Raw genomic sequence first — 24,653 nt, 5'->3', positions numbered from 1 at the left:
CACTCATAGGGGATCAACGAGACAGGTGAGGAGGCGGAAGATGTCTTTTGGGTACGGCGATTTCGATCGTCTGGTTCGGTTGGACAACCGAGTCTTCGGCTCAGTAGACAGCGCGCCGCACGCCCGTTCGGAACCGGCACCGGTTGAGACGCCGCGGCGTCCCCAGCTGAGTTTGGTGCCCGATCCGATCGACATGGCGCCGGCGCTGACACCGGAGGACGAACTCTGGCAGGAGAAGGCGCTGTGCGCCCAAACCGACCCTGAGGCGTTCTTTCCGGAGAAGGGCGGCTCGACGCGCGAAGCCAAGCGCATCTGCCAGGGCTGCGAAGTGCGCGACGCATGCCTGGAGTACGCCCTGGCGCATGACGAGCGCTTCGGGATCTGGGGCGGTCTGTCCGAACGCGAGCGTCGCCGCCTCAAGCGCGGAATCATCTGAGCCGCGCGCTCACTCGTCGTCGATCGTCGGGTCGATGACGGAAGGCTCGACGCCCAGATATGTGGCGACCTGAGCCACCAGGATTTCATGCAGCAGCTCCTCGAGTTCGACGGAATCCTTGGCCCTTCGCTCGATCGACTTGCGAAACAACACAATTCGCGCGCGGGTGGCGTTCCCCCTGACGTCCACACCCGCCGGGATCAGCCGGGCCAGTGCGATCGGCCCGTCGGCGATCACTTCGGGCGGCCACTGCACACTGTCGGGATCTTTCGGCGCGATCCGCGGTATCTCGTCGACGGCCACATCGAGCGACCCCAACCGGTCGTGCCATCGCCGCTCGATCGGCTCGTACGCCTCCAGCACCGCCATGTCGAACTTCTCGGCGCGACTGCGCCAGCCCGGCACTGTCGGGGGAAGCAACGCGCCGCGCATCTCGCGTCCCCGGCGCGCGCGCATGTGTCCACGCTTGACCACCGCTCGGGTGCTCCTTTCGTGCGCGATGAACTGGATCGTAACGGTTCGAGATCGGCCGTCGGCAGGCTGCGCGTGTCCGGCGGCGTGCGGAGTGCGGCCACGATAGCCTTCCGCTGTGAACGTTCCCCGTCGCTGCTGCCGGCCCGGGTGTCCGCACTATGCGGTCGCGACGCTGACATTCGTCTACGCCGACTCCACTGCGGTCGTCGGCCCTCTCGCGACGGTGGCCGAACCGCACTCATGGGACTTGTGCGTCGTGCACGCCGGCCGGGTCACCGCGCCCCGCGGCTGGGAACTGGTGCGGCACGCGGGGCCGCTGCCCGCACATCCCGACGAAGACGACCTCGTGGCGCTCGCCGATGCGGTCCGGGAGGGGCGTGACGTGGCTCCGCCGATCAACCGGATGTCGCCGGGCTTCAGTACGGGATTCTCCGACCCCGTCACCGGTGCCCCCGGGGGATCGTTGATGGCGCCACCGGCCAGGCGACCGGAGTCCAACGGCCGTCGCCGCGGCCATCTGCGCGTGCTGCCGGACCCCGCCGACTAGCCGGCCTGCGCGTTCGATCGGACGGTTAGGCTGGCGCCAGTAGTAGTCCGTGTCACGAGGAGTCCTAATGTCCCGGCCCGCCGCGGCGGTTCATCGCGTCATCAAGGCCTATGACGTGCGTGGCCTGGTCGGAGAGGAACTCGACGAGCCGTTCGTCGCCGACGTGGGCGGCGCTTTCGCCCGCCTCGTGCGAGGCAGTGCATCGCAGCTGGTGATCGGCTACGACATGCGGGCGAGTTCACCGGCGCTGGCCGCGGCCTTCGCCGAGGGCGTGACCGCGCAGGGTCTCGATGTGGTCCGCATTGGACTCGCCTCCACCGACCAGCTGTACTTCGCGTCGGGCCTCATGGATTGTCCCGGCGCGATGTTCACCGCCAGTCACAACCCGGCGGCCTACAACGGCATCAAGCTCTGCCGTGCCGGCGCCAAGCCGGTGGGCAAGGACACCGGGCTGTCGACCATCGCCGAAGAGGTCATCGCCGGTGTCCCGGGCTACGACGGTGCACACGGCACGATCGGTGACCGCGACGTGCTGGCCGATTACGGCGAGTTCCTGCGCTCGCTGGTGGACCTGGCGGAGCTGCGACCGTTGAAGGTCGCCGTCGACGCGGGCAACGGGATGGCAGGCCACACCACCCCGGCCGTGCTGGGCCCGATCGCGGGGATCACGCTGGCGCCGATGTACTTCGAGCTCGACGGCACCTTCCCCAATCACGAAGCCAATCCGCTGGATCCGGCCAACCTGATCGATCTGCAGGCTTTCGTCCTCGACACCGGCGCCGATATCGGCCTGGCCTTCGACGGTGATGCCGACCGGTGTTTCGTCGTCGACGAGAAAGGGCATCCGGTTTCGCCGTCAGCGGTGACCGCGTTGGTCGCTGCGCGGGAACTCGGCAGGGAGATCGGTGCCACGGTGATCCACAACCTGATCACCTCGCGAGCGGTGCCCGAACTGGTGACGGAGCGGGGCGGTACGCCGGTTCGCAGCCGCGTCGGGCACTCCTATATCAAGGCGCTGATGGCCGACACCGGTGCGATCTTCGGCGGAGAGCACTCGGCGCACTATTACTTCCGCGATTTCTGGGGCGCCGACTCCGGCATGCTGGCCGCCTTGCACGTGTTGGCCGCCCTCGGCGAACAACACCGGCCACTGTCGGACATCATGGCCGACTACCAGCGCTATGAGGCGTCGGGCGAGGTCAACTTCACGGTCACCGACGCCGAGCGGTGTGTGGACGACGTGCTCAAGGCGTTCGGCGCTCGGATCCACTCGATCGACCACCTCGACGGTGTGACCGTCGACCTGGGCGAGGGTGCCTGGTTCAACCTGCGGATGTCGAATACCGAGCCGTTGCTGCGGCTCAACGTCGAGGCCCGCACCGTCGACGAGGTCGACGAGATCGTCGGTCAGGTCTCCGACATCGTTCGGGCACGGATGCCGTCCACCTCCGAGGTGGCCATGTGACCGGACCGTCTTTCTCGGCCGCGACCATCGACCTCGACGACGTCGACGGTCTCCTCGGCGCCGACCGCGACGGCCTGCTGCGCGCTGCGTCGATGGCCGGCGCCCAGGTGCGCGCCACGGCCGCCGCTCTCGACGAGGGCGAACTCGAATCGCTGCGCACCGGCGGGACACCCCGCACGTTGATCTGGGTGGCCGGCCGCGGCAACGCGGAGACAGCCGGAACGCTGCTCGCCTCCGCGTGGGGTGGATCGGTTGCTGCGCCGATCGTCGTCGCCGCCGAAGTGCCGCCGTGGATCGGTCCGTTGGACGTTCTCGTCCTCGCGGGCGACGACCCGGGCGATCCCGCTCTGGTGAACGCGGCCGCCACCGGAGTGCGTCGAGGCGCCCGCGTGGTGGTCCTCGCGCCGTACGAAGGGCCGCTGCGTGACGTCGCCGCGGGCCGGGCGGCGGTGCTGTCGCCCCGGATGTGGGTGCCCGACGACTTCGGATTCGTGCGCTACCTCGCCGCGGGCCTTGCGACGCTCGACGTCGTCGATCCGACGACGCATGTCGATCTCGATGCGCTGGCCGACGAACTCGACGCCGAGGCGCTTCGCAACAGCGCAAGCCGCGAACTGTTCACCAACCCGGCCAAGACGCTCGCCGAGCGGATGTCGGACCGCGACGTGGTGCTGGCCGGCGACAGCGCGGCGACGCTGGCGTTGGCGCGGCACTGTGCGGCCATCCTGTTGCGCATCGCCCACCGGGTGGTCGCCTCGGCCGGTTTCGCCGACGCGTTGGTGGTGCTGCGCGGTGACACGTCATCGGCGGACCGGGAGCGGTCGATGTTCCACGACGAACAGATCGACGGTCCGCTTCCCCGGCGGATGCGCACGTTCGTGCTCACCACCGATGCGGAGCGGTCCTTCGTCGCTGCCCGGGCGGCCGATCTCGACGCCGTCGACGTGATCAGCGCCCAAGACGTGCCGGAACTGCCGGAGGCAGCGGCGGTACCGGACGCGTCGACGGCGGCGGGAAGTCTCGAACAACAGCTGGCCATGCTCGCCGTCCGCTTGGAGATGACCGCCGTCTATCTGAAACTGGTTCGAGGTTAGCCAAGTGCACTTGCTACGCGGAGCGGTGCGAACCTACGCCTGGGGTTCACGCACGGACATTGCGGAATTCACCGGAAGGCCAAGCCCCACAGCGCATCCCGAGGCGGAGCTCTGGTTCGGTGCTCATCCCGGGGATCCCGCGATGCTGGAGACCGAAGACGGGGAAGTTTCGCTGCTGGACGCGCTGCATGGCGATCCCGAGGGGCAGCTGGGTGCGACGGTCTGCGCGCGCTTCGGCGAGACCCTGCCGTTTCTGGTCAAGGTGCTGGCGGCCGACGAACCGTTGTCGCTGCAGGCACATCCCAGCGCCCAGCAGGCCGTGGAGGGTTACGAGCGGGAGAACAGGCTCGGCATTCCCGTTTCGGCGCCCAACCGCAACTACCGCGATCCCAGTCACAAGCCCGAATTGATCGTCGCGGTGAGCCCGTTCGAGGCCCTGGCCGGTTTCAGGCCGGTCGGGCGAACCATCGAGTTGATGCGAGCGCTGGCGGTCAGCGATCTCGATCCGTTCGTCAGCCTGCTCTCCGGGCAACCCGACGGCGACGGGCTGCGCGCGCTGTTCACGACCTGGATCACCGCGCCACAACCCGATGTCGACGTCTTGGTGCCGGCGGTGATCGACGGCGCCATCCACTATGTGCGTTCGGGCAAAGACGAATTCGCGGCCGAGGCGAAGACGGTGCTCGAACTCGGCGAACGGTATCCCGGTGACGCCGGTGTGCTGGCGTCCCTGCTCCTCAACCGCATCACCCTGAGTCCCGGTGAAGGTATCTATCTGCCGGCGGGGAATCTGCACACCTATCTGAGCGGTATCGGTGTCGAGGTGATGGCCAACTCCGACAACGTGTTGCGCGGCGGACTGACGCCCAAGCACGTCGACGTCCCGGAGTTGCTGCGGGTGCTCGACTTCACGCCCGCAGAGGATGTGGTGGTCCGGCCCGAGAACGTCGAAGACGGCATCGAATGGGTGTATCACACACCGGCACAGGAGTTTTCGCTGTCAGTGCTGGATATCGACGACGAACGGGTCGGTCATGAGATCGACGCACCCGCGCGGCACGACGGTCCGCAGCTGCTGTTGTGCGCCGAGGGTTCGACGATGGTTCACGCCAAGGGTGGCACCGTCACGCTGAAGCGTGGATCCGCGGCGTGGGTGCCGGCCGACGAGGGACCGATCCGGCTGGCGGCGTCGGAGCCGACGAAGCTGTTCCGCGCCACGGTCGGCATCTAGCGCGCGCTCAGTGAGCCGTGTCGTCCGCGGGGCGTCGGCCGAACGGCAGCACATGCATCACCGCGACGACGGCCGCGCCGACGATCAGGCCGATGAGCGCCGACGCGGCCGTGTTCACCAACCACGCCAGCACGCCGCCGACGCCGCCGACGGCGTGATGGACGATCTCCTCGAGGTGGTGTACGAGGCTGTACGGCAGGTGCCAACCCAGCTCGTCGCTACCGATCAGCAGTATGTGGCCGCCGACCCACAACATCGCGACCGTGCCGATGATCGAAAGCGCGCCAAGCAGTTTCGGCATCCCAGCCACGAGGCCGCGGCCGATCCTCTGTGCGAACTTCGAACTGCGCTGCGCCAGTCGCAGCCCGATGTCGTCCATCTTCACTATGCCGGCGACGACGCCGTACACCGCGATCGTGATCACGATCGCCACGACGACGAGAATGATCAACCGCGGCCAGAACGACTGATCGGCCACCTCGTTCAGCGCGATCACCATGATCTCCGCCGACAGGATGAAATCGGTGCGAATGGCACCGGTCACCATGTACTTTTCAGCGTCCTCGCCCGCCTCCGCGACGGGCGCGGCGTGGTGGTCATGGCCCCGTATGCGGCCCCAGATCTTCTCGGCGCCCTCGTAGCACAGGTACGTCGCGCCGAGCATCAGCAGCGGTGTCAGCAGCCACGGCAAAAACTGACTGAGCAGCAGCGCGGCGGGGAGGATGAACACCAGCTTGTTGCGCAGCGATCCGATCGCGATGCGCTTGATGATCGGCAACTCGCGCTCTGCGGCCAGGCCGTGCACGTACTGCGGCGTCACCGCCGTGTCGTCGACGACGACCCCCGCGGCCTTGGCGGTCGCCCGCCCTGCGGCCGCCCCGATGTCGTCGACCGATGCAGCGGCCATCCGCGCCAGCACCGCCACGTCGTCGAGAAGCCCGAACAGTCCCGCGCTCATCGCGTCCTCGTCATGGCCAAAACCTACCCGCTCGCACCAAATTCACGCCGGTTGAGGCACGGTGGCCGCTTGTCTGGCCGCCCGCTTCTCGGCCAGCCACAGCCGCAGATTGTGGCGAATGGTGCGGCCGACCAGCCGCGGCGACGGCACCATGTAGAGGCTGTCGAGCAGGCTGAACCGGCGCAGAAACCATTCGGCGAGAACGGGATCGGTCTCCGCGGCGCCGAGGAACTGGTCGAACAACCCGCCCACCGGCTTGTACCACCACTTCGACTCGCCGGTCGCATTGTGCAGTGTCAGGTCGCCGATGGCCGTCATCACCCAGACCGGCCACGTCGTCTTGGCCGTCGCCTTCGCGAGACGACGGGGCACGTCGGGGTCGCCGGATGCCAGCAACGACCGCAGGTTGCTCGCCTGGATCGCCGTCATGGTCATGCCCTGGCCGAACGTCGGGTTGAAGCTGACGACCGCATCGCCGAACGGGAAGATCCCGGCGGGGAACCGGTCGAGGGTGTCGTAGCGGCGCCACCGAGACGTCGGATACCGGTGAAACGCCATCTCGCCGAGCGGCGTGGCCTGCCGCAGCGCGGCCGACACGTGGGTGGGCAGGATCTCGTCGGCCAGGTCGAGGATCTGCTCGACGGTCTGCGGCGGCGGCACCTTGCCGACGCCGAAGGACGTGACGTTCCAGTTGCCGTCCTCGTAGAACAGCATGCCGATGCCGAGCGGTTGTTCTCGCGAGGCGCCGGCGACCACGACCTTCTCGGCGAGCAGGCCGTCGGGGACGTGGAACTGGTGGCTGGCATAGGAGATGCCGACGTCGACCGTTTCCTCGGGCGGACGCTCATAACCCCATTTCTCGAGCCACGCGGGCAGGCGGGTGCCCCGGCCGGTGGCGTCGACCACCAGATCGGCGTCGACGGTCTGACCCGAATCGAGCAGCACACCGATCACCCGTTGCCGTGCGGCGTCGTGGACGGGTTCGGTGACGGTGGCGTGCACGATGGCGACGTTGTCGATGTCTCTCACCCGCTTGCGGATCTGCCATTCGAGTTGCGGCCTGCTGGGCACGTAGGCGGTGAATTCGTCGCGCAAGCGGTGTGCGGTACCAAGGACGTGGCCTGCCGCGCCGAAGTGAATGCAGTCCGGCCGGTTCTCCAGAATCGGGACGCCGTCGGCCACCATGTCGGCGAGCAGGCCGGGGAAGTGGCTTTCGAATTCTTCGGCGCCGCGGGCCATCAGCAGATGGACGTGGCGGCCTTGCGGCACCGCCGCGCGGTTGGCCGGCTCGGCGGGCAGATCGTCGCGTTCATAGACGGTGACCCGGTCGCTGACTTCCGCCAGCACCCGGGCCGCGCACATGCCCGCCAGGCTGCCGCCGATGACGATCACGTGTTTATAAGTCCGCCCCATTGGGTGCACGGTACTCGGTAGATTGCCGGAACGGATTCAACGGGAGGACGCGCGATGGCTCGGCGGACGAAGTCGGTAGAGCAGTCGATCGCCGACACCGACGAGCCCGACACCCGGTTGCGCAAAGACCTGAGTTGGTGGGACCTCACGGTGTTCGGGGTGTCCGTGGTGATCGGGGCGGGCATCTTCACCATCACCGCTTCGACCGCGGGAAACATCACCGGCCCCGCCATCTCGATCTCGTTCGTGCTCGCAGCGGTCGCCTGCGGGCTGGCCGCCCTGTGCTACGCGGAGTTCGCCTCCACGGTGCCGGTCGCGGGCAGTGCCTACACATTCTCCTACGCCACGTTCGGCGAGTTCGTGGCCTGGATCATCGGCTGGGACCTCATCCTCGAGTTCGCGGTTGCGTCGGCAGTGGTCGCCAAGGGGTGGTCCAGTTACCTCGGCGAGGTGTTCGAGTTCGGGGGCGGAACCGCCGATCTCGGTGTGTTGCAACTGGATTGGGGTGCGCTGCTGATCATCGTCTTCGTCACCGTCATCCTGGCGCTGGGCACGAAGCTCTCCGCCGGTGTGAGCCTGGCGATCACCGTGATCAAAGTCGCGGTTGTCCTGCTGGTCGTCGCCGTCGGCGCGTTCTACATCAAGGCGGCCAACTATTCGCCCTTCTTGCCGCCCGCCGAACGGGGCGAAGGCGGACGGGGCACCGATCAGTCGCTGCTCTCCTTGCTCACCGGCGCCGAGGGCAGTAGCTACGGGTGGTACGGCCTCCTGGCCGGTGCCTCGATCGTCTTCTTCGCGTTCATCGGGTTCGACGTCGTGGCCACCACCGCGGAGGAGACCAAGAATCCGCAGCGCGACGTGTCCCGCGGCATCCTGGCCTCGCTGGCGATCGTCACGGTGCTCTACGTTGCGGTGGCGGTTGTGCTGACCGGCATGGTGCACTACACGGAACTGCGCGCGGCGGGGGAGAAGGCCAACCTCGCCACGGCGTTCAGCGCCAACGGGATCGACTGGGCGGCGAAGGTCATCTCGATCGGCGCGCTCGCGGGCCTGACCACCGTGGTGATCGTGCTGGTGCTCGGGCAGACGCGGGTGTTCTTCGCGATGTCGCGCGACGGGTTGTTGCCCCGCGGGTTGGCCAGGACCGGACGGCACGGCACGCCGGTGCGCATCACGCTGATCGTCGGTGTACTGGTGGCCATCACCGCGTCGGTGTTCCCGATTGACAAGCTCGAGGAGATGGTCAACATCGGGACGTTGTTCGCCTTTGTCCTGGTGTCCGCAGGCGTGATCGTGCTGCGACGCTCACGGCCCGATCTGCAGCGTGGCTTCCGGGTACCGGGCGTGCCGTGGTTGCCGATCGCCTCGATCGTGGCGTGCGTATGGCTGATGCTCAACCTCACCGCGCTGACCTGGATTCGTTTCCTGATCTGGATGGCGATCGGCGTCGCCCTGTACTTCGTCTACGGCCGCCGACACTCGGTGCTCGGCCGCCGCGAAAGCCAAACCATTTCGGCGTAGCCCTCCTGTTGATCGCCACCGCGCCAACTCGGAGTTTTACAAAACAGTGATTTGTGTCTAGACAGCTGACAAAGATCGCTCTATAGTCAAGCCCAGACGTGACGGCACTCACTTCAGGAGGCTTGGCGGTGACCACGCAGACACCCGAACCGGACACCACTCAGTGGCGCGACAGGAAGCGCTACTTGTGGCTGATGGGTTTGATCGCGCCGACGGCGTTGTTCGTGATGTTGCCGCTGGTCTGGGCGTTCAACCAATGGGGCTGGCACGCCGCGGCGCAGGTGCCGTTCTGGATCGGGCCGATACTGCTATACATCGTGCTGCCGGCGCTGGACCTGAAGTTCGGCCCGGACGGGCAGAACCCGCCGGATGAGGTGATGGAGCGGTTGGAGAACGACAAGTACTACCGCTATTGCACCTACGCCTACATCCCGTTCCAGTACGCCAGCGTGATCGTCGGGGCCTATCTGTTCACCGCGTCGGACCTGAGCTGGCTGGGCTTCGACGGCGGCCTGGGCTGGCCGGCCAAGATCGGCCTGGCGTTGTCTGTCGGTCTGCTCGGGGGAGTCGGCATCAACACCGCCCACGAGATGGGGCACAAGAAAGACTCGCTCGAGCGGTGGCTGGCCAAGATCACGCTGGCGCAGACCTGCTACGGCCACTTCTACATCGAGCACAACCGCGGGCACCACGTCCGCGTCGCCACTCCCGAGGATCCGGCGTCGGCCCGCTTCGGCGAGACGTTCTGGGAGTTCTTGCCGCGCAGCGTGTTCGGGTCGCTCAAGTCGGCGTGGGAGCTGGAGGCCAAGAGGCTCGAACGGGCGGGGAAAAGTAGGTGGCACTGGTCCAACGACGTGCTCAACGCGTGGGCGATGTCGGTCGTGTTGTACGGCGCGCTGATCGCGGTATTCGGCTGGGCGTTGATTCCCTACATCGTGATCTCGGCGGTCTTCGGCTTCACGTTGCTCGAGACGGTCAACTACCTCGAGCACTACGGCCTGCTGCGGCAGAAGCTCGACAGTGGCCGTTACGAACGCTGCGCGCCGGAGCACAGCTGGAACTCCGACCACATCGTCACCAACCTGTTCCTGTATCACCTGCAGCGCCACAGCGATCACCACGCCAACCCGACCCGGCGCTACCAGACGTTGCGCAGCATGGAGGGTGCGCCGAACCTGCCGAGCGGCTATGCGTCGATGATCGCGTTGACGTACTTCCCGCCGTTGTGGCGCCGCGTGATGGATCACCGGGTGCTCGAGCACTACGACGGTGACATCGCGCGGGTGAACCTGCACCCCCGCGTGCGCGGCAAGGCGGTGGCCCGTCATGGAGTGCACGCGTGACCGCCTACCGCTGCCCGGGCTGCGACTACGTCTACGACGAGGCGAAAGGCGCTCCGCGGGAAGGCTTTCCGCCCGGCACCCCGTGGAGCGCGGTTCCCGACGACTGGTGCTGCCCCGATTGCGCAGTGCGCGAGAAGGTCGACTTCGAACCCGTCTGACGAGAGAAAAGGAAACGACATGAACGAGCCGTACAAGCTGTTCGTCTGCGTGCAGTGTGGATTCGAGTACGACGAGGAAAAGGGCTGGCCGGAGGACGGCATCGCGCCGGGCACGCACTGGGACGACATCCCCGACGACTGGAGTTGCCCGGACTGCGGCGCGGCCAAGTCCGACTTCGAGATGGTCGAGGTCGCCCGTCCGTGACGACTAGTCTCGCGCGTGTGAACAGCCCGCGCCGGACCGCGCAGCGCATCCCCTACGCCGAGGCCTCGAGGGTGCTGCTGCGCGACTCCATTCTGGACGGCATGCGGGAACTCCTGCTCAGCCGTGACTGGTCGGCGATCACGCTCGCGGACGTCGCCAAGGCGGCAGGCATCAGCCGGCAGACCATCTACAACGAATTCGGCTCGCGCCAGGGACTGGCGCAGGCCTACGCCATGCGCCTGGCCGACCGGCTCGTCGACCAGATCGACGATGCCATCGAGGGCAACGTCGGCGACGTCTTCGCGGCATTCAGTCAGGGCTTCCGCGACTTCTTCACCGAGTCCGCAGCCGACCCGCTGGTGATCTCGTTGCTGACAGGGGAGGCGAAGCCGGACCTGCTTCAGCTCATCACCACCGACAGCGGCCCGATCATCACCCACTGCAGCCGGCGGCTGACGCAAACGTTCGTCGACAGCTGGGTGAAGGCCAGCGAAGAGGACGCCGGGGTGCTGGCCCGCGCGATCGTTCGGCTCGCGATGAGCTACGTCTCGATGCCGCCGGAAGCCGATCACCTGACCACCGAGACCGTGGCGGATGACCTGGCCCGATTGATGACCCCGTTCGCCGAACGCTACGGTGTTATCGATATTCCCTAGCTGTCAGAGCGCCACCGCTGGTTGAACCGCGACAAGCGCCTGTCCCGCGAGCCCGCAGGCTATGGATGTCGCCGTGCGCACATCTGTGCGCTCATAGGCAATGCTCATAGGCAAATGACGAACGAAAAGGGGCTCTCATGACTGAGCTGAAGGCCGACTCCCGCAACGGGATCGACTACAAGGTCGCCGACCTGTCTCTCGCCGACTTCGGCCGCAAGGAGATCCGCCTGGCCGAGCACGAGATGCCCGGCCTGATGGCGCTGCGCGAGGAGTACCACGACGTGCAGCCGCTCAAGGGCGCGCGCATCTCGGGCTCGTTGCACATGACCGTGCAGACCGCGGTGCTGATCGAGACGCTGACGGCACTGGGCGCCGAAGTCCGCTGGGCGTCGTGCAACATCTTCTCCACCCAGGATCACGCCGCCGCGGCGGTGGTCGTCGGCCCGCACGGCACGCCGGAGGAGCCCAAGGGCACCCCGGTGTTCGCATGGAAAGGCGAGACGCTCGAGGAGTACTGGTGGGCCGCCGAGCAGATGCTCACCTGGGAAGGCGAGCCGGCGAACATGATCCTCGACGACGGCGGTGACGCCACGATGATGGTGCTGCGGGGCGCGCAGTACGAGAAGCAGGGTGTGGTCCCGCCCGCCGAGGACGACGATCCGGCGGAGTGGAAGGTCTTCCTCGGTGTGCTGCGGAAGCGCTTCGAGACCGACAAGGACAAGTGGACGAAGATCGCCGAGTCGGTCAAGGGGGTCACCGAGGAGACCACGACGGGCGTCCTGCGCCTGTACCAGTTCGAGGCCTCCGGCGAACTGCCGTTCCCGGCGATCAACGTCAACGACTCGGTCACCAAGAGCAAGTTCGACAACAAGTACGGCACCCGGCATTCGCTGATCGACGGCATCAACCGCGGCACCGACGTGCTGATCGGTGGCAAGAAGGTACTGATCTGTGGCTACGGTGACGTCGGCAAGGGGTGCGCGGAGTCGTTGGCCGGTCAGGGCGCTCGCGTCTCGGTCACCGAGATCGACCCCATCAATGCGCTGCAGGCGCTCATGGACGGTTTCGACGTGGTGACCGTCGAGGACGGGATCGGCGGGGCCGACATCGTCATCACGGCCACCGGCAACAAGGACATCATCACGCTCGAGCACATGCGGGCGATGAAGGACCAGGCGATCCTGGGCAACATCGGTCACTTCGACAACGAGATCGACATAGCCGCCCTGGAGCGCTCGGGTGCCACCAAGCTCAACATCAAGCCGCAGGTCGACCAGTGGATCTTCGACGACGGCAAGTCGATCGTGGTGCTGTCCGAAGGCCGGCTGCTCAACCTGGGCAACGCGACCGGCCATCCCTCGTTCGTGATGAGCAACAGCTTCTCCAATCAGGTCATCGCTCAGATCGAGCTGTGGACGAAGAACGACGAGTACGACAACGCGGTGTACCGGTTGGCCAAGCATCTCGACGAGAAGGTCGCGCGCATCCACGTCGAGGCACTCGGCGGTCAGCTGACCAAGCTCACCAAGGAGCAGGCGGAGTACATCGGCGTCGACGTCGAGGGTCCGTACAAGCCCGAGCACTACCGCTACTGATCACTTCTTCAGCGAGACTGCGGGGGATCGCCGTCGTGCGGTCTCCCCGCAGTCTCGCGCGAGCGGCCCTACGCCGGGTACTCGTCGCGTTTGCGCGGCCAGTCGGAGAAGTCCTCGCCGCGACCCTTGGGGGTGCGGTCCAACAGCTGCCACGTCGCGTTCAGCGCTTCGGTGCCGCGGTCGTAGGTCGAGTACGTGTGATAGACGACGCCGTCCTCCAGGGCAAAGCAACTCAGCGCCATCAACTCCATGACGTCGAGCATGCTGCCGCTGCCCTTGCCGAAGTCACGTCGCGGCGTCGGAACATGCATGTAGCCGAAGAAGTCGGCGTCGAAGTCGCTGCCGCCTGAGGACACCCATTCGATGTCCCAGCCCATCCGCTGCTTGTAGGCGTTGAGCACCGGAAGGGGGGAGCGCGACGACAGGATGAACGTCACGTCCCTGTGCGCCAGGTGCGGAACCGCGCCGACCAGGTTGTCGGTTTCGAAGGTGCACCCCGGGCAGCCCTCCGGCGTTTTCGGCCCGTGCATGAAGTGCCGGACGATCAACTGGGATCGGCCGTCGAACAACTCGGCCAGTGTGCGCCGCCCGGACGTGGTGTCGAACTGGTACGGCTTGTCGACCGCCACCCACGGCAAGGACTGTCGTCGCTTGGCGAGCTCTGCGGCCCTGCGGGTCAGCTCCTTCTCGTCGGCCAGCTGTTGTTCGTACGCCGCGCGCCACTGTTCGCGCGTTCCGACCTGATGCGTCGTCATGGCGAATGCCTCCTCGATACGAGTGGGTTCGGCGAAACAGACTCGCGCCGGCGCCCGAACTCATCGGGTTCACGGCCTGTTGAGGGCAAAACGGGCCTCATGGAACCAGTTTCGTTGCTAACGTCCGACCGGTGGGCCGCATCCTCGGAATCGCGATTGCCCTCATGATCTCCTTTGTCGGGATCTCGCCGCCTGCATCCGCCGACGACCCGACCATCGACGATCACCATCCCTATTTCAACGAGGACGAATATCAGGCGTTCTATACGCCGCCGGATCCGTTGCCGCCGGGCAAGCCCGGCGATCTGGTCCGCACCGAGCCGTCCCGTCTGGTTCTCGAACCGTCCGGCCAACTCGGCATGATCATGGCCGACGGCACCCGAATCATGTACCGCAGCAACGACGCTCGCGGAAACCCGAACGTCGTCACCGGCACGTACTTCGAGCCACATGCGCCGTGGCCGTTCGGCGGTCCGCGGCCGCTGATCGTCTACGGTCCGGGCACCCAGGGCCAGGGCGATCAGTGCGCGCCGTCGCGGCAGTTCAATCAGGGCATCCACTGGTCGCCCTACCTCGACATCGCGTTCAACTACGAGGAGTTGTTCGTCGCGACGATGGTCGCGCGCGGTTTCGCGATCGTCATGACCGACTACGAGGGCCTCGGTACGCCGGGACTGCACACCTACGCGAACAGGGTATCGCAGGGCCACGCGATGCTCGATGCCGCCCGCGCCGCGAAGAACCTGCCCGGCACGTCGTTGATTTCCGATGGGCCCGTTGCGTTTTGGGGCTACTCGCAGGGCGGGGGTGCCGCCGCGTCGGCCGCGGAGATGGCCGAATCGTACGCGCCCGAACTTCACATCGTGGGCAGCTATGCGGGTGCGCCGCCCGCCGACCTCAAGGCACTGTTCCCATTCATCGACGGCAGCATGCTGGTGGGAGCCGTGGGCTATGCGCTCAACGGGGTGATCGCGGCCTACCCCGAACACGAGGCGGCGATCCGGGCGACGCTGACCCCGCGCGGCGTCGACATGCTGTTCAAGGTGCAGGATCAGTGCGTCGCCGAGACGCTGACGAAATTCATGTTCCGGCACCTGCAGCCGTACTTCAATCGAGACATCTTTCAACTCGTCGAGCAGGAGCCGTTCAAGTCCTTGTTCGAGGAGCAGAAGCTGGGCCGCAAGAAGCCCAACGCACCGGTACTGATCAATTCCAACCGGTTCGACCCGCTGGTGCCGTGGGCGCCTGCGATGCAAATGGGTCGCGACTGGTGCGCCCAGGGCGCCGACGTCGAGGCGCGCACCAACGAACAACCACCGTTCCTCAACAAGGCGATGGTCAACCACGGCCTGCCCATGCTGGTCGACGGTGAACCGGCCATGCAGTGGATCGCCGACCGATTCAAGGGTGTGCCGACGGCTCCCAATTGTGGGCGCTTCTAGGGGCGCGGGTTTCTCGACGGTTGCGATGACGTGTAGAGCGCACTTGGCCGGGGTAGAGGCAGACAACCAGTAGTTCGAAGACATGGCGAGCGTGCTGAGCAGAAACGAGCCGTGATCGTGGCAACGACCGAGACCACCCCTAATACCTGGTACGTCACCCTGCTCGCCGCCAGTGCGGCCCTCGGCGGGTTCCTCTTCGGATTCGACACCTCCACAATGAATGCGGCCATCAACGGCATCGGCCCCAGCCTCGACCTCACACCCGGTGCCGTCGGCTTCGTCGCGGCGATCGCCCTGCTCGGCTGTGCGCTCGGGGCCTGGTTCGCCGGTCCGGTCTCCGAGCGGATCGGCCGCAGCCGGGTCATGTTTCTGGCCGGCGCCCTGATCATGATCGGGTCGGTCGCCGCGGCGCTCGCCGGACACCAGCGATGATCAGCACGTCGGTGATGCCAAGCCCCCCGGACTCGCGTTGGCCGACGACCCGCATCAGTACGAGCAGCGCGAGGAAGGTGACGGTTCCGCGCAGGACACCGTCGATCAAGGGGACGGCGGGAACGAAAAACGACTGCCAGTCAGACATCACGAATCCCCTTCGCGTTCGATTCCTTCCTCGAAATGCGTGGAGCCGGCGTCAGCGTTGCATTTCGACTTGGCCTTCAAGGGACTACCCGCGACGTCGTCGCCGACACTTCCGGGCATGATCAAGGAACCTGGTAGGCGCCGCCGCCGTCGGGTATCCGCGTGAGAGCACCTGCTTCGAACCCCGGGAGGATTCATGGCGACCCCGAGCAGCACCTCACCTCAAGTGTCGGATGTGGGCGCACAGCGTCTGGCCCACCGCGTCGCCGAGCACCGGACCTAGCGATGCCGGCCGGAACGACCGTCGTGACCAGCCCTAAATCGGTTGTGGTCCAACGGATTAACCTGGATACAGCGGAATGATGCGCCGCCCCGCTCCGCAGTCGGCGCTGCGGATCTCCACCGCCCTCTACCACTTCCGCGAGAGTCTGTTCGCGCTGCCCGCGTTGGTTCTGGTGGGCGGCATCGCGTTTGCCGAGGTGACGGCCTTTCTCGAAGACGTCGTCGGCGTGGACACCTCACTGCCGTTGACGGTCGAGATGAACAGCAACGCGGCGACGTGGTTGCTCAGCACCGTCGCCGGGGCCACCATCACGACCGCCGGGGTGGTCTTCTCGCTCACCGTGGTCAGCCTGCAGTTGGCCAGCAGCCAGTTCTCACCGCGGGTGATGCGGTCGTTCATCCGGGACCGGCTCAGCCAGTTGGTGATTGGCCTGCTGGTGGGCACGTTCGTGTTCTGTGTGCTGACGCTTCGCCACATCAGCGGAGACCCGATGTCGAATGCCCCGCGGGTGTCGATGACGGCAGCGATCGTGCTGGCGGTGGTGACGGTGCTGTTGATCATCGCCTACCTCAATCGGTTGGCCTATGGCCTCCAAGTGGGGGAGGTGGTGCGCACCATCGCCGCGGAGGCCGACACCGTCATCGACGAACAGACGCGGCAGACGCGCATGGAGATACCGGCACCGCATCAGCCGCATCCGGGGACGGGTGAGCACCTGACGGTCCATGCGGGCAGCGACGGCTGGGTCACCCAATCGGCGAGCAGATACATCCTGGCCGCGGTCCCTCCCGCAACCGTCGTGCGACTGGAGACCCGCACCGGCGCCTACATCCACCAGGGTGAGGTGCTGATGACTCTGTGGCCCAAGCCGGCCGATCCCGACCGCGTCGAACGCAGGCTGATGTCGACGGTGGAGGTGGCCGACATCCGCACCATGCAACAAGACATCGACTTCGGGATCCGGCAACTGGTCGACATCGGTCTGCGGGCGCTCAGCCCGGCCGTCAACGACCCGACCACCGCTGCCGACGTCGTGCTGCGACTCGGCAGCCTAATGCGCAGACTGTTGGCGGCGGACATGCCGCCGCAGGCGGTGTGCGGACCCGACGACCGGATCCTTCTTCGGCCGTGGGATCTGTCGCACGAGGAGTACATCGCGCATGCCTTCGACCAGATCCGCCAGAGTTCGGTCGGTCAACCGCACGTCGTTGCGACGGTGCTGCGAGTGTTGCGCATGCTGATCGAGCACGCCCGCAACGTGGGCCACGAGGAGTTCATCGCCCCCTTGCGCAGGCAGATCGGGCTGCTGATGGACGCCATGGACGCCCAACCCGAGCTCCACCCGGCCGACCTCGGACGTCTACGGGCGATCTCGCAGGAGACGGCCACCGATCCCGCGGAACACGACGTCTGATCGCGCCGGCGGCAAGCGGGCATCGCTAGTCTCACAGCCGTGCTGATGGTCATCGAGGGGGTCGACGGCGCGGGTAAGCGCACGCTGACCAACGGGGTTCGAACCGCGTTCGAAGCCCAGGGCAGGACGGTGACGAGCCTGGCGTTTCCGCGGTACGGTCAGTCGGTGGAAGCCGACATGGCCGCCGAGGCACTGCGCGGATCCCACGGTGACCTCGCCGAGTCCGTGTACGCGATGGCGGTGCTGTTCGCATTGGACCGCTCGCGCGCCCGAGCCGAGATCGAACACCTGCAGAAGGCCTACGACGTCGTCATCCTGGACCGCTACGTCGCGTCCAACGCCGCCTACAGCGCCGCGCGCCTTCACCAGGACGCCGACGGCGAGGTCGTCGAGTGGGTGCGGGTTCTGGAGTACGAGCGCCTCGCGCTTCCGCGGCCCGACGTCCAGGTGCTGCTGGCGGTCCCGATCGACCTGGCGGCTCAACGCGCCGACCAACGCGCCAACACCGAGGCCGACCGGGCCAAAGACGCCTACGAACGCGACAGCGGCCTGCAGCAACGCACCTCCGACGTCTACACGGCACTGGCCGCCGCACAGTGGTGCGGACGCTGGACGGTCGCCGGACCCGATGTGGATGCGGCCGCGCTCGCCGCGGAATTGGGCTAGCGGTCGCCGCGCGGCGTGCGCGGTCCCCGCACGGTGTGCGCACAGATCGTCGATACGGCCCATCGCGTGCCGAAACGCGATCTCAACGCACACCAGAGCCCCGCTAATCCCGGGCAAAGCGCGAAACGCGCCGTGTGGTAGCCGGGTTTTATCGCGATTCGGTGACACCATGGTCTTCATGAGGCAAAGGATTCTGGTTGTCGACGATGACCCGTCGCTCGCCGAGATGCTCACCATCGTGCTGCGTGGGGAAGGTTTCGACACCGCGGTCGTCGGTGACGGCACCCAAGCGCTCACCGCGGTCCGCGAGCTGCGGCCCGATCTGGTGCTGCTGGACCTGATGCTGCCCGGCATGAACGGCATCGACGTGTGCCGGGTGCTCCGGGCGGATTCCGGCGTACCGATCGTCATGCTGACCGCCAAGACCGACACGGTCGACGTCGTGCTGGGCCTGGAGTCGGGTGCCGACGACTACGTGATGAAGCCGTTCAAGCCCAAAGAGCTCGTCGCCCGCGTGCGGGCCCGTCTGCGGCGCAACGAGGACGAGCCGGCCGAGATGCTGTCGATCGGCGACGTCGAAATCGACGTTCCCGCGCACAAGGTCACCCGTCTTGGCGAACAGATCTCGCTGACCCCGCTGGAGTTCGACCTGTTGGTGGCGTTGGCGCGCAAACCGCGGCAGGTGTTTACTCGTGATGTGCTGCTCGAACAGGTGTGGGGTTATCGGCACCCCGCGGACACCCGTTTGGTGAACGTGCATGTCCAACGGTTGCGGGCCAAGGTCGAGAAAGACCCGGAGAACCCACAGGTGGTGCTCACTGTTCGAGGAGTGGGGTACAAGGCCGGACCGCCGTGACACGCACGGCTCGGCCGTGGCCGTGACCTCGACCATTCGGCGGGCGCCGTGTTGATCCTTCGGCGGCCGCCGTGATCTTCAGCTCCAGACGACGCATCCATCGGCGCTCGGCACCGCTGGTGCGGGGGCTCGGGGCGTTGGGTCGGGCGTTGAGTCTCGCGTGGCGCCGCTCGTTGCAGTTGCGGGTCGTCTCGTTGACGTTGGGCCTGTCGTTGGCCGTGATCCTCGTGCTCGGGTTCGTTCTGACCAGCCAGATCACCGATCGCATCCTCGAGGTCAAGGTGCGCGCGGCGACCGAGCAGATCGACCGCGCGCGCACCACGGTCAGCGGGATCGTCGGCGGTGAGGAGACCCGCTCGCTCGACAGCAGCCTGCAGCTGGCGCGCAACACGCTGATCGATCGCAGCGCCGACGCCGAACCGGGCCTGGCGGGCACCTTCGACGCGGTCCTGGTGGTGCCCGGCGACGGGCCTCGCGCGGCGACCGCGGCCGGTCCCGTCCAGCAGGTGCCCAACTCGCTGCGGGAGTTCGTCAAGGCCGGCCAGGTCAGTTACCAATACGCCACCGTGAACACAGACGGCTTCTCCGGACCCGCGCTGATCGTCGGCAGCCCCACGTCGTCACCGGTGACGAACCTCGAGCTGTACCTGATCTTCCCGCTCAACAACGAGGAGTCCACGATCGCGCTGGTGCGCGGGACGATGGCCACCGGCGGCGTGGTCCTGCTCGGTCTGCTCGCCGCGATCGCCTTGTTGGTGGCGCGCCAGATCGTGCTGCCGGTGCGGTCCGCGTCGCGGATCGCCGAGCGGTTCGCCGAAGGACATCTCACCGAACGCATGCCGGTGCGCGGCGAGGACGACATGGCCCGCCTGGCCGTGTCGTTCAACGACATGGCCGAGAGCCTGCACCGCCAGATCACCCAACTCGAGGAGTTCGGCAACCTGCAGCGCCGGTTCACCTCCGACGTCAGCCATGAGCTGCGCACGCCGTTGACGACGGTGCGCATGGCCGCCGACCTGATCTACGACCACAGCGAGGATCTCGATCCGGCGCTGCGCCGGTCCACCGAGTTGATGGTCAGCGAGCTCGACCGGTTCGAGACCCTGCTCAACGACCTGTTGGAAATCTCCCGCCACGACGCCGGTGTCGCCGAGCTGTCGGTCGAGTCGCTGGATCTGCGGTCGACGGTGCAGAGCGCGCTGGACAACGTCGGGCACCTCGCGGCCGACGCCGACGTCGAGCTCCTTGTCGACATGCCCACCGAGGAGGTCATCGCCGAAGTCGATCCGCGGCGCGTGGAGCGCATCCTGCGCAACCTGATCGCCAACGCCATCGACCACGCCGAGCACAAGCCCGTTCGTATCCGAATGGCCGCCGACGACGACACCGTCGCCGTCACCGTCCGCGACCACGGGGTCGGGCTGCGCCCCGGCGAGGAGAAGCTGGTGTTCAGCAGGTTCTGGCGCTCGGACCCCTCGCGGGTGCGTCGATCCGGCGGCACCGGTCTGGGCTTGGCGATCAGCATCGAAGACGCCCGCTTGCACCAGGGCAGGCTGGAGGCCTGGGGCGAGCCGGGTAAGGGTGCCTGTTTCCGTCTCACGCTGCCGCTCGTCCGCGGGCACAAGGTGACCACCAGCCCGCTGCCCCTGAAACCCGTTGCACCGGAGAATCTTCCGTCGCGCAGCCGCGATCGTGAACCCGCGCCGGAGTCCGTGTGAGAAGCCTGCTGGCCGCACTGTGTCTGCTGGCCCTGGTCCTCACCGGCTGCGCGGGTGTGCCCGACTCGTCGTCGCCGCAAGCCATCGGAACCGTCGACCGGCCCGCCCCGCCCAGCCTGCCCAAGCCGACGCCGGGCATGGATCCCGACGTGTTGCTGCGCGAATTCCTCAAAGCCACCGCCGATCCCGCCAACCGGCATCTGGCCGCGCGCCAATTCCTGACCGAATCCGCTTCGCAGGGCTGGGATGACGCGGGCAGTGCACTGCTGATCGACAACGTGGTGTTCGTCGAGACGCGCGGTCCCGACCGGGTGTCGGTGAGAATGCGAGCCGACATCCTCGGGTCGCTGTCGGACATGGGGGTATTCGAGACAGGGGAGGGTGCGTTGCCCGACCCGGGGCCGATCGAACTGGTGAAGACGCCCGACGGATGGCGCATCGACAAGCTGCCGAACGGCGTGTTCCTCGATTGGCAACAGTTCCAGGCCACCTACAAGCGCAACACACTGTATTTCGTCGACCCGACCGGCGGCACCGTCGTGCCGGATCCGCGCTATGTCGCGGTGTCCGATCCCGACCAGTTGGCCACCGAACTGGTGAGCAAGCTGATCGCCGGGCCGCGACCGGAGATGGCCAAGACCGTCCGCAACCTCCTCGAACCGCCGCTGAAACTGCGGGGTCCGGTGACGCGCGCCGACGGCGGCAAGATGGGCGTCGGCCGGGGCTACGGCGGGGCCAGGATCGATCTGGACAACTTGTCGACCACCGATCCACACAGTAGGCAATTGCTTGCGGCGCAACTCATCTGGACGCTGTCGCGCGCGGGGGTCAACGGCCCGTACGTCATCAACGCCGACGGCGCCGCCCTCGACGACCGGTTCGCCGACGGTTGGGAGACCTCCGACGTGGCGGCCACCGACCCCGGCGCGGCCTCGGGAGTCGCGGCGGGCCTGCACGCACTGGTGGGCGGTTCGCTCGTCGCGCTCGACGGCCAGCGGACGCCGCGGGTTCCTGGGTCGTTCGGGCAGATGCCGAACCAGACCGCGGCGGCGGTGTCCCGCACGGGGCAGGAGGTGGCGTCGATCGTCACGCAGCGGCCCGGCGCACCGGATATGGCGTCGTCGATGTGGGTGGGTGCGCTCGGCGGGGCCGCGTCGCAGGTGTTGGACGCGCGAAGCCTTTCGCGGCCGAGCTGGTCGCTCGACAACGCGGTCTGGGCCGTGATCGACGGCAACAACGTCGTGCGCGTCATCCAGGATGCGTCGGGGCAGCCGGCGCGTATCCCAGTGGACTCGACGCCGGTGTCGAGCAGGTTTCCCGGTGTGATCACCGAGCTGCAGTTGTCGCGCGACGGCACGCGTGCGGCGTTGGTCGTCGAGGGCCAGGTGATCCTGGCCGGTGTCGAACAGACCCCCGGCGGCGGTTATGCGCTGACCTACCCGCGACGGCTGGGATACGGGCTGCGCAATACCGTGGTGTCGCTGTCGTGGCGCACCGGCGACGACATCGTGGTCAGCCGCACCGATCCCCAGAATCCGGTCTCCTATGTCAACCTCGACGGCGTCAACTCCGACGGGCCGAGCCGCAACCTGCTGATGCCGGTCACCACCGTCGCGGCCAACCCGTCCACCGTGTACGTCGCCGACGCCCGTGGGGTGGTGCAACTGTCCGGCTCGGTGGCTGAGGACGATCCGGCGTGGGCCGAGGTGCGCCCGCTGCTGGTGCCGGGCGCCGAACCGGTGCTGCCCGGTTAGCGCACACTTCAACTGCGCCGGCCATGGTGACCTGGGGTCGAAACCGGTGTCGGCACAGAGCGATTCGTGTTCGGCTCAGGTGGCGCTGACGCCGGGAATGCGGCCCTCGCGAAACGCCTCGACGAAATGACGATGATCGTCGCGCACGGTGGCTGCGTACTCAAGCCCGAACCTCACCATGTCCGAGGCGAATTCGTCGACTCGGTCGCCGATGACCGCATCGATGGCCTCCTCGGTCTGGAACTCGACCACCTTCTGATCGCTGTCTGCGTCACCGACGCAGTGCACCTTTGCCACAGCCCGCCCCAGCTGCTCGATCACTTCGGCCAGTTCGTCCGGCTCGGTCAGCTCGCTCCAATCGAGATCGGCTTCGTAGGGAGATATCTCGCTGACGACGAAACCGACCCCGTCGATGTCGGTGTAGCCGAGCAGCGGATCGGCGTGCGCCTGCAGTGCGCGTTGTGACACCGCGGTGCGGTGGCCGTGATGCTGGAAGTGCTCAGCCAGGCTGCTGGCGTCGACGACGCGACTGGGCGCGGCGACGTTGCCCTGCTTCATCGACAGCACGGCGTCATTGTCCAACGCCTGGTTGAATCCTTCTATCAGCAGCGTGTAGGTGGGCAGGCCCGCACTGCCGATTCCGTGGCCGGTCTTGCCGATCACGTCCTTGATGTCGTAGGTGATGCCTTGAAAGCGCTTGGTTTTCGGGATGGTTTCGAGGTATCTGGCGAAGGCGGCTTCGACTTTCTCACGCTCGGAGTCCTCGAGCCGTCGCACACCCGCGGCGTCCCGGAAGCGTCTGTCCCAGTCGTCGACCGCGGTGAGACGGTCCAACATCTCTGCCCTGGTGGACAATCGGGCGCTCTGCAGGGCGGACAGGACGGCTCCGCGCGCGGTGTCGAGGTTCAACGAGAAACTCGAGTCGTCGTCGGCCTGCAGAAACCACCGCACCTGGTCGACGTAGGCGCGGACGAAGGTGTCGATCAGGCTGCTGATCTGATGATCCGACAGCGCCTTCTGCCAACACATCAGCGCCACGCTGGCGGCGAAGCGCATCACGTCCCAGGTGAAGTGCCCGATGTAGGCCTCGTCGAAGTCGTTGACGTCGAAGATCAACTTGCCTGCGCCGTCCATATAGGTGCCGAAGTTCTCGGTGTGTAGATCACCTTGTATCCACACGCGGCTCGTGCGTTCGTCGGCCCACCGATCGTCGTGGCGCGCCACGTCGGCGTAGAAGACGCAGGCGCTGCCGCGGTAGAACGCGAATGGATCGGCCGCCATCTTGCGGAACTTCGTGCGGAACGCATCCGCGTCGGCCTCCATGAGATCGGCGAACGCGCTCACCAGGCAATCAACGATCAACGACTCCCGCTGGTCCTGCATGAGCACGGAGTACCCCCTCCCGGTGTCACTGATCACCGCCACACTGACCGCGTGCTCGATCTCGTTCTCCCGCTGCAGTGCGGCGGCTGCGGCGCACCGTCGACGCGGTGGTGCGCGGCGTGCGCGGCGACGCTGACGGTCAGGGCCGACGATCCACACCTCGTCTCCCCACGTGTGGACCCCGGTGTGCCGGTGTTCTCCCTCGGCCGATACGCGGGGCCGCGGCGGGCGGCCGTCCTCGGGGTCAAGGAACACGGCCGAACCGACCTGCTGCGGCCGCTGGCCGGGGCGCTGCGGGCCGGACTACTGCACCTGCTCACCTGGGGTCTGGTCGATACGCCGCTGACGGTGATCCCCGCACCGACTCGCCGGTGGTCGGCACGGCGGCGCGGCGGTGACCCGGTGACCCGGATGGCCCGAACCGCCGTGGCTGACCTGCCGGGGGTGACGATCGTACCCGCGGTGCGCACGCGCGCTTTCGCGGCGGATTCGGTCGGGCTGTCCACCGCCGACCGTCAGCGCAACATCGCGGGCCGGGTCCGGGTCGTTCGGCCGGTCGCGGGCGAAGTGCTCGTCGTCGACGACATCGTCACCACCGGCGCCACCGCCGCCGAGACGGTTCGCGTGCTGCACACGACTGGGGCGCGCGTGGCGGCCGTGCTGGTTGTGGCCAACGCATGACCGCCGCCGCCGGGGCCGCCATATCA

24 protein-coding genes are annotated in these 24,653 nt (G+C 67.0%); 19 read left to right on the top strand and 5 right to left on the bottom strand.

Annotation, left to right across the window (positions count from 1 at the left end):
• Positions 1-193 precede the first annotated feature (193 nt).
• A complete protein-coding gene (locus AU193_RS23350; RefSeq protein ID WP_172798283.1) occupies positions 194-436 on the top strand; it encodes a WhiB family transcriptional regulator in 243 nt (80 codons plus the stop codon).
• A gap of 9 nt (positions 437-445) precedes the next feature.
• Here AU193_RS23350 and AU193_RS11935 read toward each other — a convergent pair whose 3' ends face one another.
• The gene (locus AU193_RS11935) at positions 446-868 is read right to left on the bottom strand and encodes a metallopeptidase family protein (protein WP_064422619.1); all 423 of its coding nucleotides are present in this window, start codon (positions 866-868) and stop codon (positions 446-448) included.
• Positions 869-1,025: 157 nt separating this feature from the next.
• On the opposite strand from AU193_RS11935, the gene AU193_RS11930 reads away from it, so the two are divergent.
• From AU193_RS11930 to manA, 4 genes are all read left to right on the top strand, one after another.
• Positions 1,026-1,457, top strand: a complete 432-nt coding sequence (locus tag AU193_RS11930) for a DUF3499 domain-containing protein (RefSeq protein ID WP_064422594.1) — start codon at positions 1,026-1,028, stop codon at positions 1,455-1,457.
• Positions 1,458-1,524: 67 nt separating this feature from the next.
• Positions 1,525-2,922: a phosphomannomutase/phosphoglucomutase gene (locus tag AU193_RS11925; RefSeq protein ID WP_064422593.1), complete on the top strand. Its 1,398-nt coding sequence runs from the start codon at positions 1,525-1,527 to the stop codon at positions 2,920-2,922.
• Complete coding sequence (locus AU193_RS11920) at positions 2,919-4,016, top strand: hypothetical protein (protein WP_064422592.1); 1,098 nt, start codon at positions 2,919-2,921, stop codon at positions 4,014-4,016. The genes AU193_RS11925 and AU193_RS11920 overlap by 4 nt, the downstream gene beginning before the upstream one ends.
• A gap of 4 nt (positions 4,017-4,020) precedes the next feature.
• Positions 4,021-5,247, top strand: a complete 1,227-nt coding sequence (gene manA / locus AU193_RS11915; RefSeq protein WP_064422591.1) for a mannose-6-phosphate isomerase, class I — start codon at positions 4,021-4,023, stop codon at positions 5,245-5,247.
• Positions 5,248-5,254: 7 nt separating this feature from the next.
• On the opposite strand, the gene AU193_RS11910 is transcribed toward manA, so the two are convergent.
• Together AU193_RS11910 and AU193_RS11905 are read right to left on the bottom strand one after the other, a co-directional pair.
• Positions 5,255-6,205: a DUF808 domain-containing protein gene (locus AU193_RS11910; RefSeq protein ID WP_064422590.1), complete on the bottom strand. Its 951-nt coding sequence runs from the start codon at positions 6,203-6,205 to the stop codon at positions 5,255-5,257.
• A gap of 42 nt (positions 6,206-6,247) precedes the next feature.
• On the bottom strand, positions 6,248-7,618 hold the full coding sequence (locus AU193_RS11905) for an NAD(P)/FAD-dependent oxidoreductase (RefSeq protein WP_064422589.1): 1,371 nt from the start codon (positions 7,616-7,618) through the stop codon (positions 6,248-6,250).
• Between the two features lie 54 nt (positions 7,619-7,672).
• Here AU193_RS11905 and AU193_RS11900 point away from each other — a divergent pair, with 54 nt between their 5' ends.
• The 6 genes from AU193_RS11900 to ahcY all read left to right on the top strand — a co-directional run bounded on the left by AU193_RS11900 (position 7,673) and on the right by ahcY (position 13,096).
• Positions 7,673-9,139: an amino acid permease gene (locus AU193_RS11900; protein WP_064422588.1), complete on the top strand. Its 1,467-nt coding sequence runs from the start codon at positions 7,673-7,675 to the stop codon at positions 9,137-9,139.
• A 194-nt stretch (positions 9,140-9,333) separates the two neighbouring features.
• Positions 9,334-10,482 (top strand): alkane 1-monooxygenase, encoded by a 1,149-nt coding sequence (locus AU193_RS11895; RefSeq protein WP_253867780.1) that lies wholly within the window; start codon positions 9,334-9,336, stop codon positions 10,480-10,482.
• Positions 10,479-10,640 (top strand): rubredoxin, encoded by a 162-nt coding sequence (locus tag AU193_RS11890; protein ID WP_064422586.1) that lies wholly within the window; start codon positions 10,479-10,481, stop codon positions 10,638-10,640. Before AU193_RS11895 ends, AU193_RS11890 begins: the two co-directional genes overlap by 4 nt.
• 19 nt (positions 10,641-10,659) lie before the next feature.
• Positions 10,660-10,845 carry a rubredoxin gene (locus AU193_RS11885; protein ID WP_064422585.1) on the top strand — a complete coding sequence of 62 codons (186 nt, stop codon included), beginning with the start codon at positions 10,660-10,662 and terminating at the stop codon, positions 10,843-10,845.
• Entirely contained in the window at positions 10,842-11,501 is a 660-nt protein-coding gene (locus AU193_RS11880) for a TetR family transcriptional regulator (protein WP_082682942.1), read from the top strand. The genes AU193_RS11885 and AU193_RS11880 overlap by 4 nt, the downstream gene beginning before the upstream one ends.
• A gap of 137 nt (positions 11,502-11,638) precedes the next feature.
• Positions 11,639-13,096, top strand: coding sequence for an adenosylhomocysteinase (gene ahcY / locus AU193_RS11875; protein WP_064422583.1), 1,458 nt, complete (start codon positions 11,639-11,641; stop codon positions 13,094-13,096).
• Between the two features lie 68 nt (positions 13,097-13,164).
• Here the strand turns inward: ahcY and AU193_RS11870 are convergent, their stop codons facing one another.
• Positions 13,165-13,851, bottom strand: a complete 687-nt coding sequence (locus AU193_RS11870; RefSeq protein ID WP_064422582.1) for a DUF899 domain-containing protein — start codon at positions 13,849-13,851, stop codon at positions 13,165-13,167.
• A gap of 164 nt (positions 13,852-14,015) precedes the next feature.
• Between AU193_RS11870 and AU193_RS11865 the strand changes: the two genes are divergently transcribed.
• From AU193_RS11865 to lpqB, 7 genes are all read left to right on the top strand, one after another.
• Positions 14,016-15,293, top strand: coding sequence for a lipase family protein (locus AU193_RS11865; RefSeq protein WP_064422618.1), 1,278 nt, complete (start codon positions 14,016-14,018; stop codon positions 15,291-15,293).
• A 117-nt stretch (positions 15,294-15,410) separates the two neighbouring features.
• On the top strand, positions 15,411-15,725 hold the full coding sequence (locus AU193_RS11860) for an MFS transporter (protein ID WP_172798279.1): 315 nt from the start codon (positions 15,411-15,413) through the stop codon (positions 15,723-15,725).
• Positions 15,726-16,231: 506 nt separating this feature from the next.
• A complete protein-coding gene (locus AU193_RS11850) occupies positions 16,232-17,569 on the top strand; it encodes a DUF2254 domain-containing protein (RefSeq protein WP_371259186.1) in 1,338 nt (445 codons plus the stop codon).
• A gap of 39 nt (positions 17,570-17,608) precedes the next feature.
• Complete coding sequence (locus tag AU193_RS11845; protein ID WP_064422579.1) at positions 17,609-18,235, top strand: dTMP kinase; 627 nt, start codon at positions 17,609-17,611, stop codon at positions 18,233-18,235.
• Positions 18,236-18,404: 169 nt separating this feature from the next.
• Positions 18,405-19,091, top strand: a complete 687-nt coding sequence (mtrA, locus tag AU193_RS11840) for a two-component system response regulator MtrA (protein WP_064422578.1) — start codon at positions 18,405-18,407, stop codon at positions 19,089-19,091.
• A 71-nt stretch (positions 19,092-19,162) separates the two neighbouring features.
• The gene (gene mtrB / locus AU193_RS11835) at positions 19,163-20,809 is read left to right on the top strand and encodes an MtrAB system histidine kinase MtrB (RefSeq protein WP_064422577.1); all 1,647 of its coding nucleotides are present in this window, start codon (positions 19,163-19,165) and stop codon (positions 20,807-20,809) included.
• Between the two features lie 5 nt (positions 20,810-20,814).
• Entirely contained in the window at positions 20,815-22,563 is a 1,749-nt protein-coding gene (lpqB, locus tag AU193_RS11830) for an MtrAB system accessory lipoprotein LpqB (RefSeq protein WP_172798282.1), read from the top strand.
• A gap of 75 nt (positions 22,564-22,638) precedes the next feature.
• Here lpqB and AU193_RS11825 read toward each other — a convergent pair whose 3' ends face one another.
• The gene (locus AU193_RS11825) at positions 22,639-23,946 is read right to left on the bottom strand and encodes a DUF2252 domain-containing protein (protein ID WP_064422616.1); all 1,308 of its coding nucleotides are present in this window, start codon (positions 23,944-23,946) and stop codon (positions 22,639-22,641) included.
• Between the two features lie 51 nt (positions 23,947-23,997).
• Between AU193_RS11825 and AU193_RS11820 the strand changes: the two genes are divergently transcribed.
• A complete protein-coding gene (locus tag AU193_RS11820; RefSeq protein ID WP_064422575.1) occupies positions 23,998-24,627 on the top strand; it encodes a ComF family protein in 630 nt (209 codons plus the stop codon).
• The last annotated feature ends 26 nt before the right edge of the window (positions 24,628-24,653 follow it).

It is taken from the genome of Mycobacterium sp. GA-1285 (genome assembly GCF_001499905.1).
Taxonomy (GTDB): Bacteria; Actinomycetota; Actinomycetes; order Mycobacteriales; family Mycobacteriaceae; genus Mycobacterium.
This window is presented reverse-complemented; position numbering and strand designations above follow the sequence as displayed.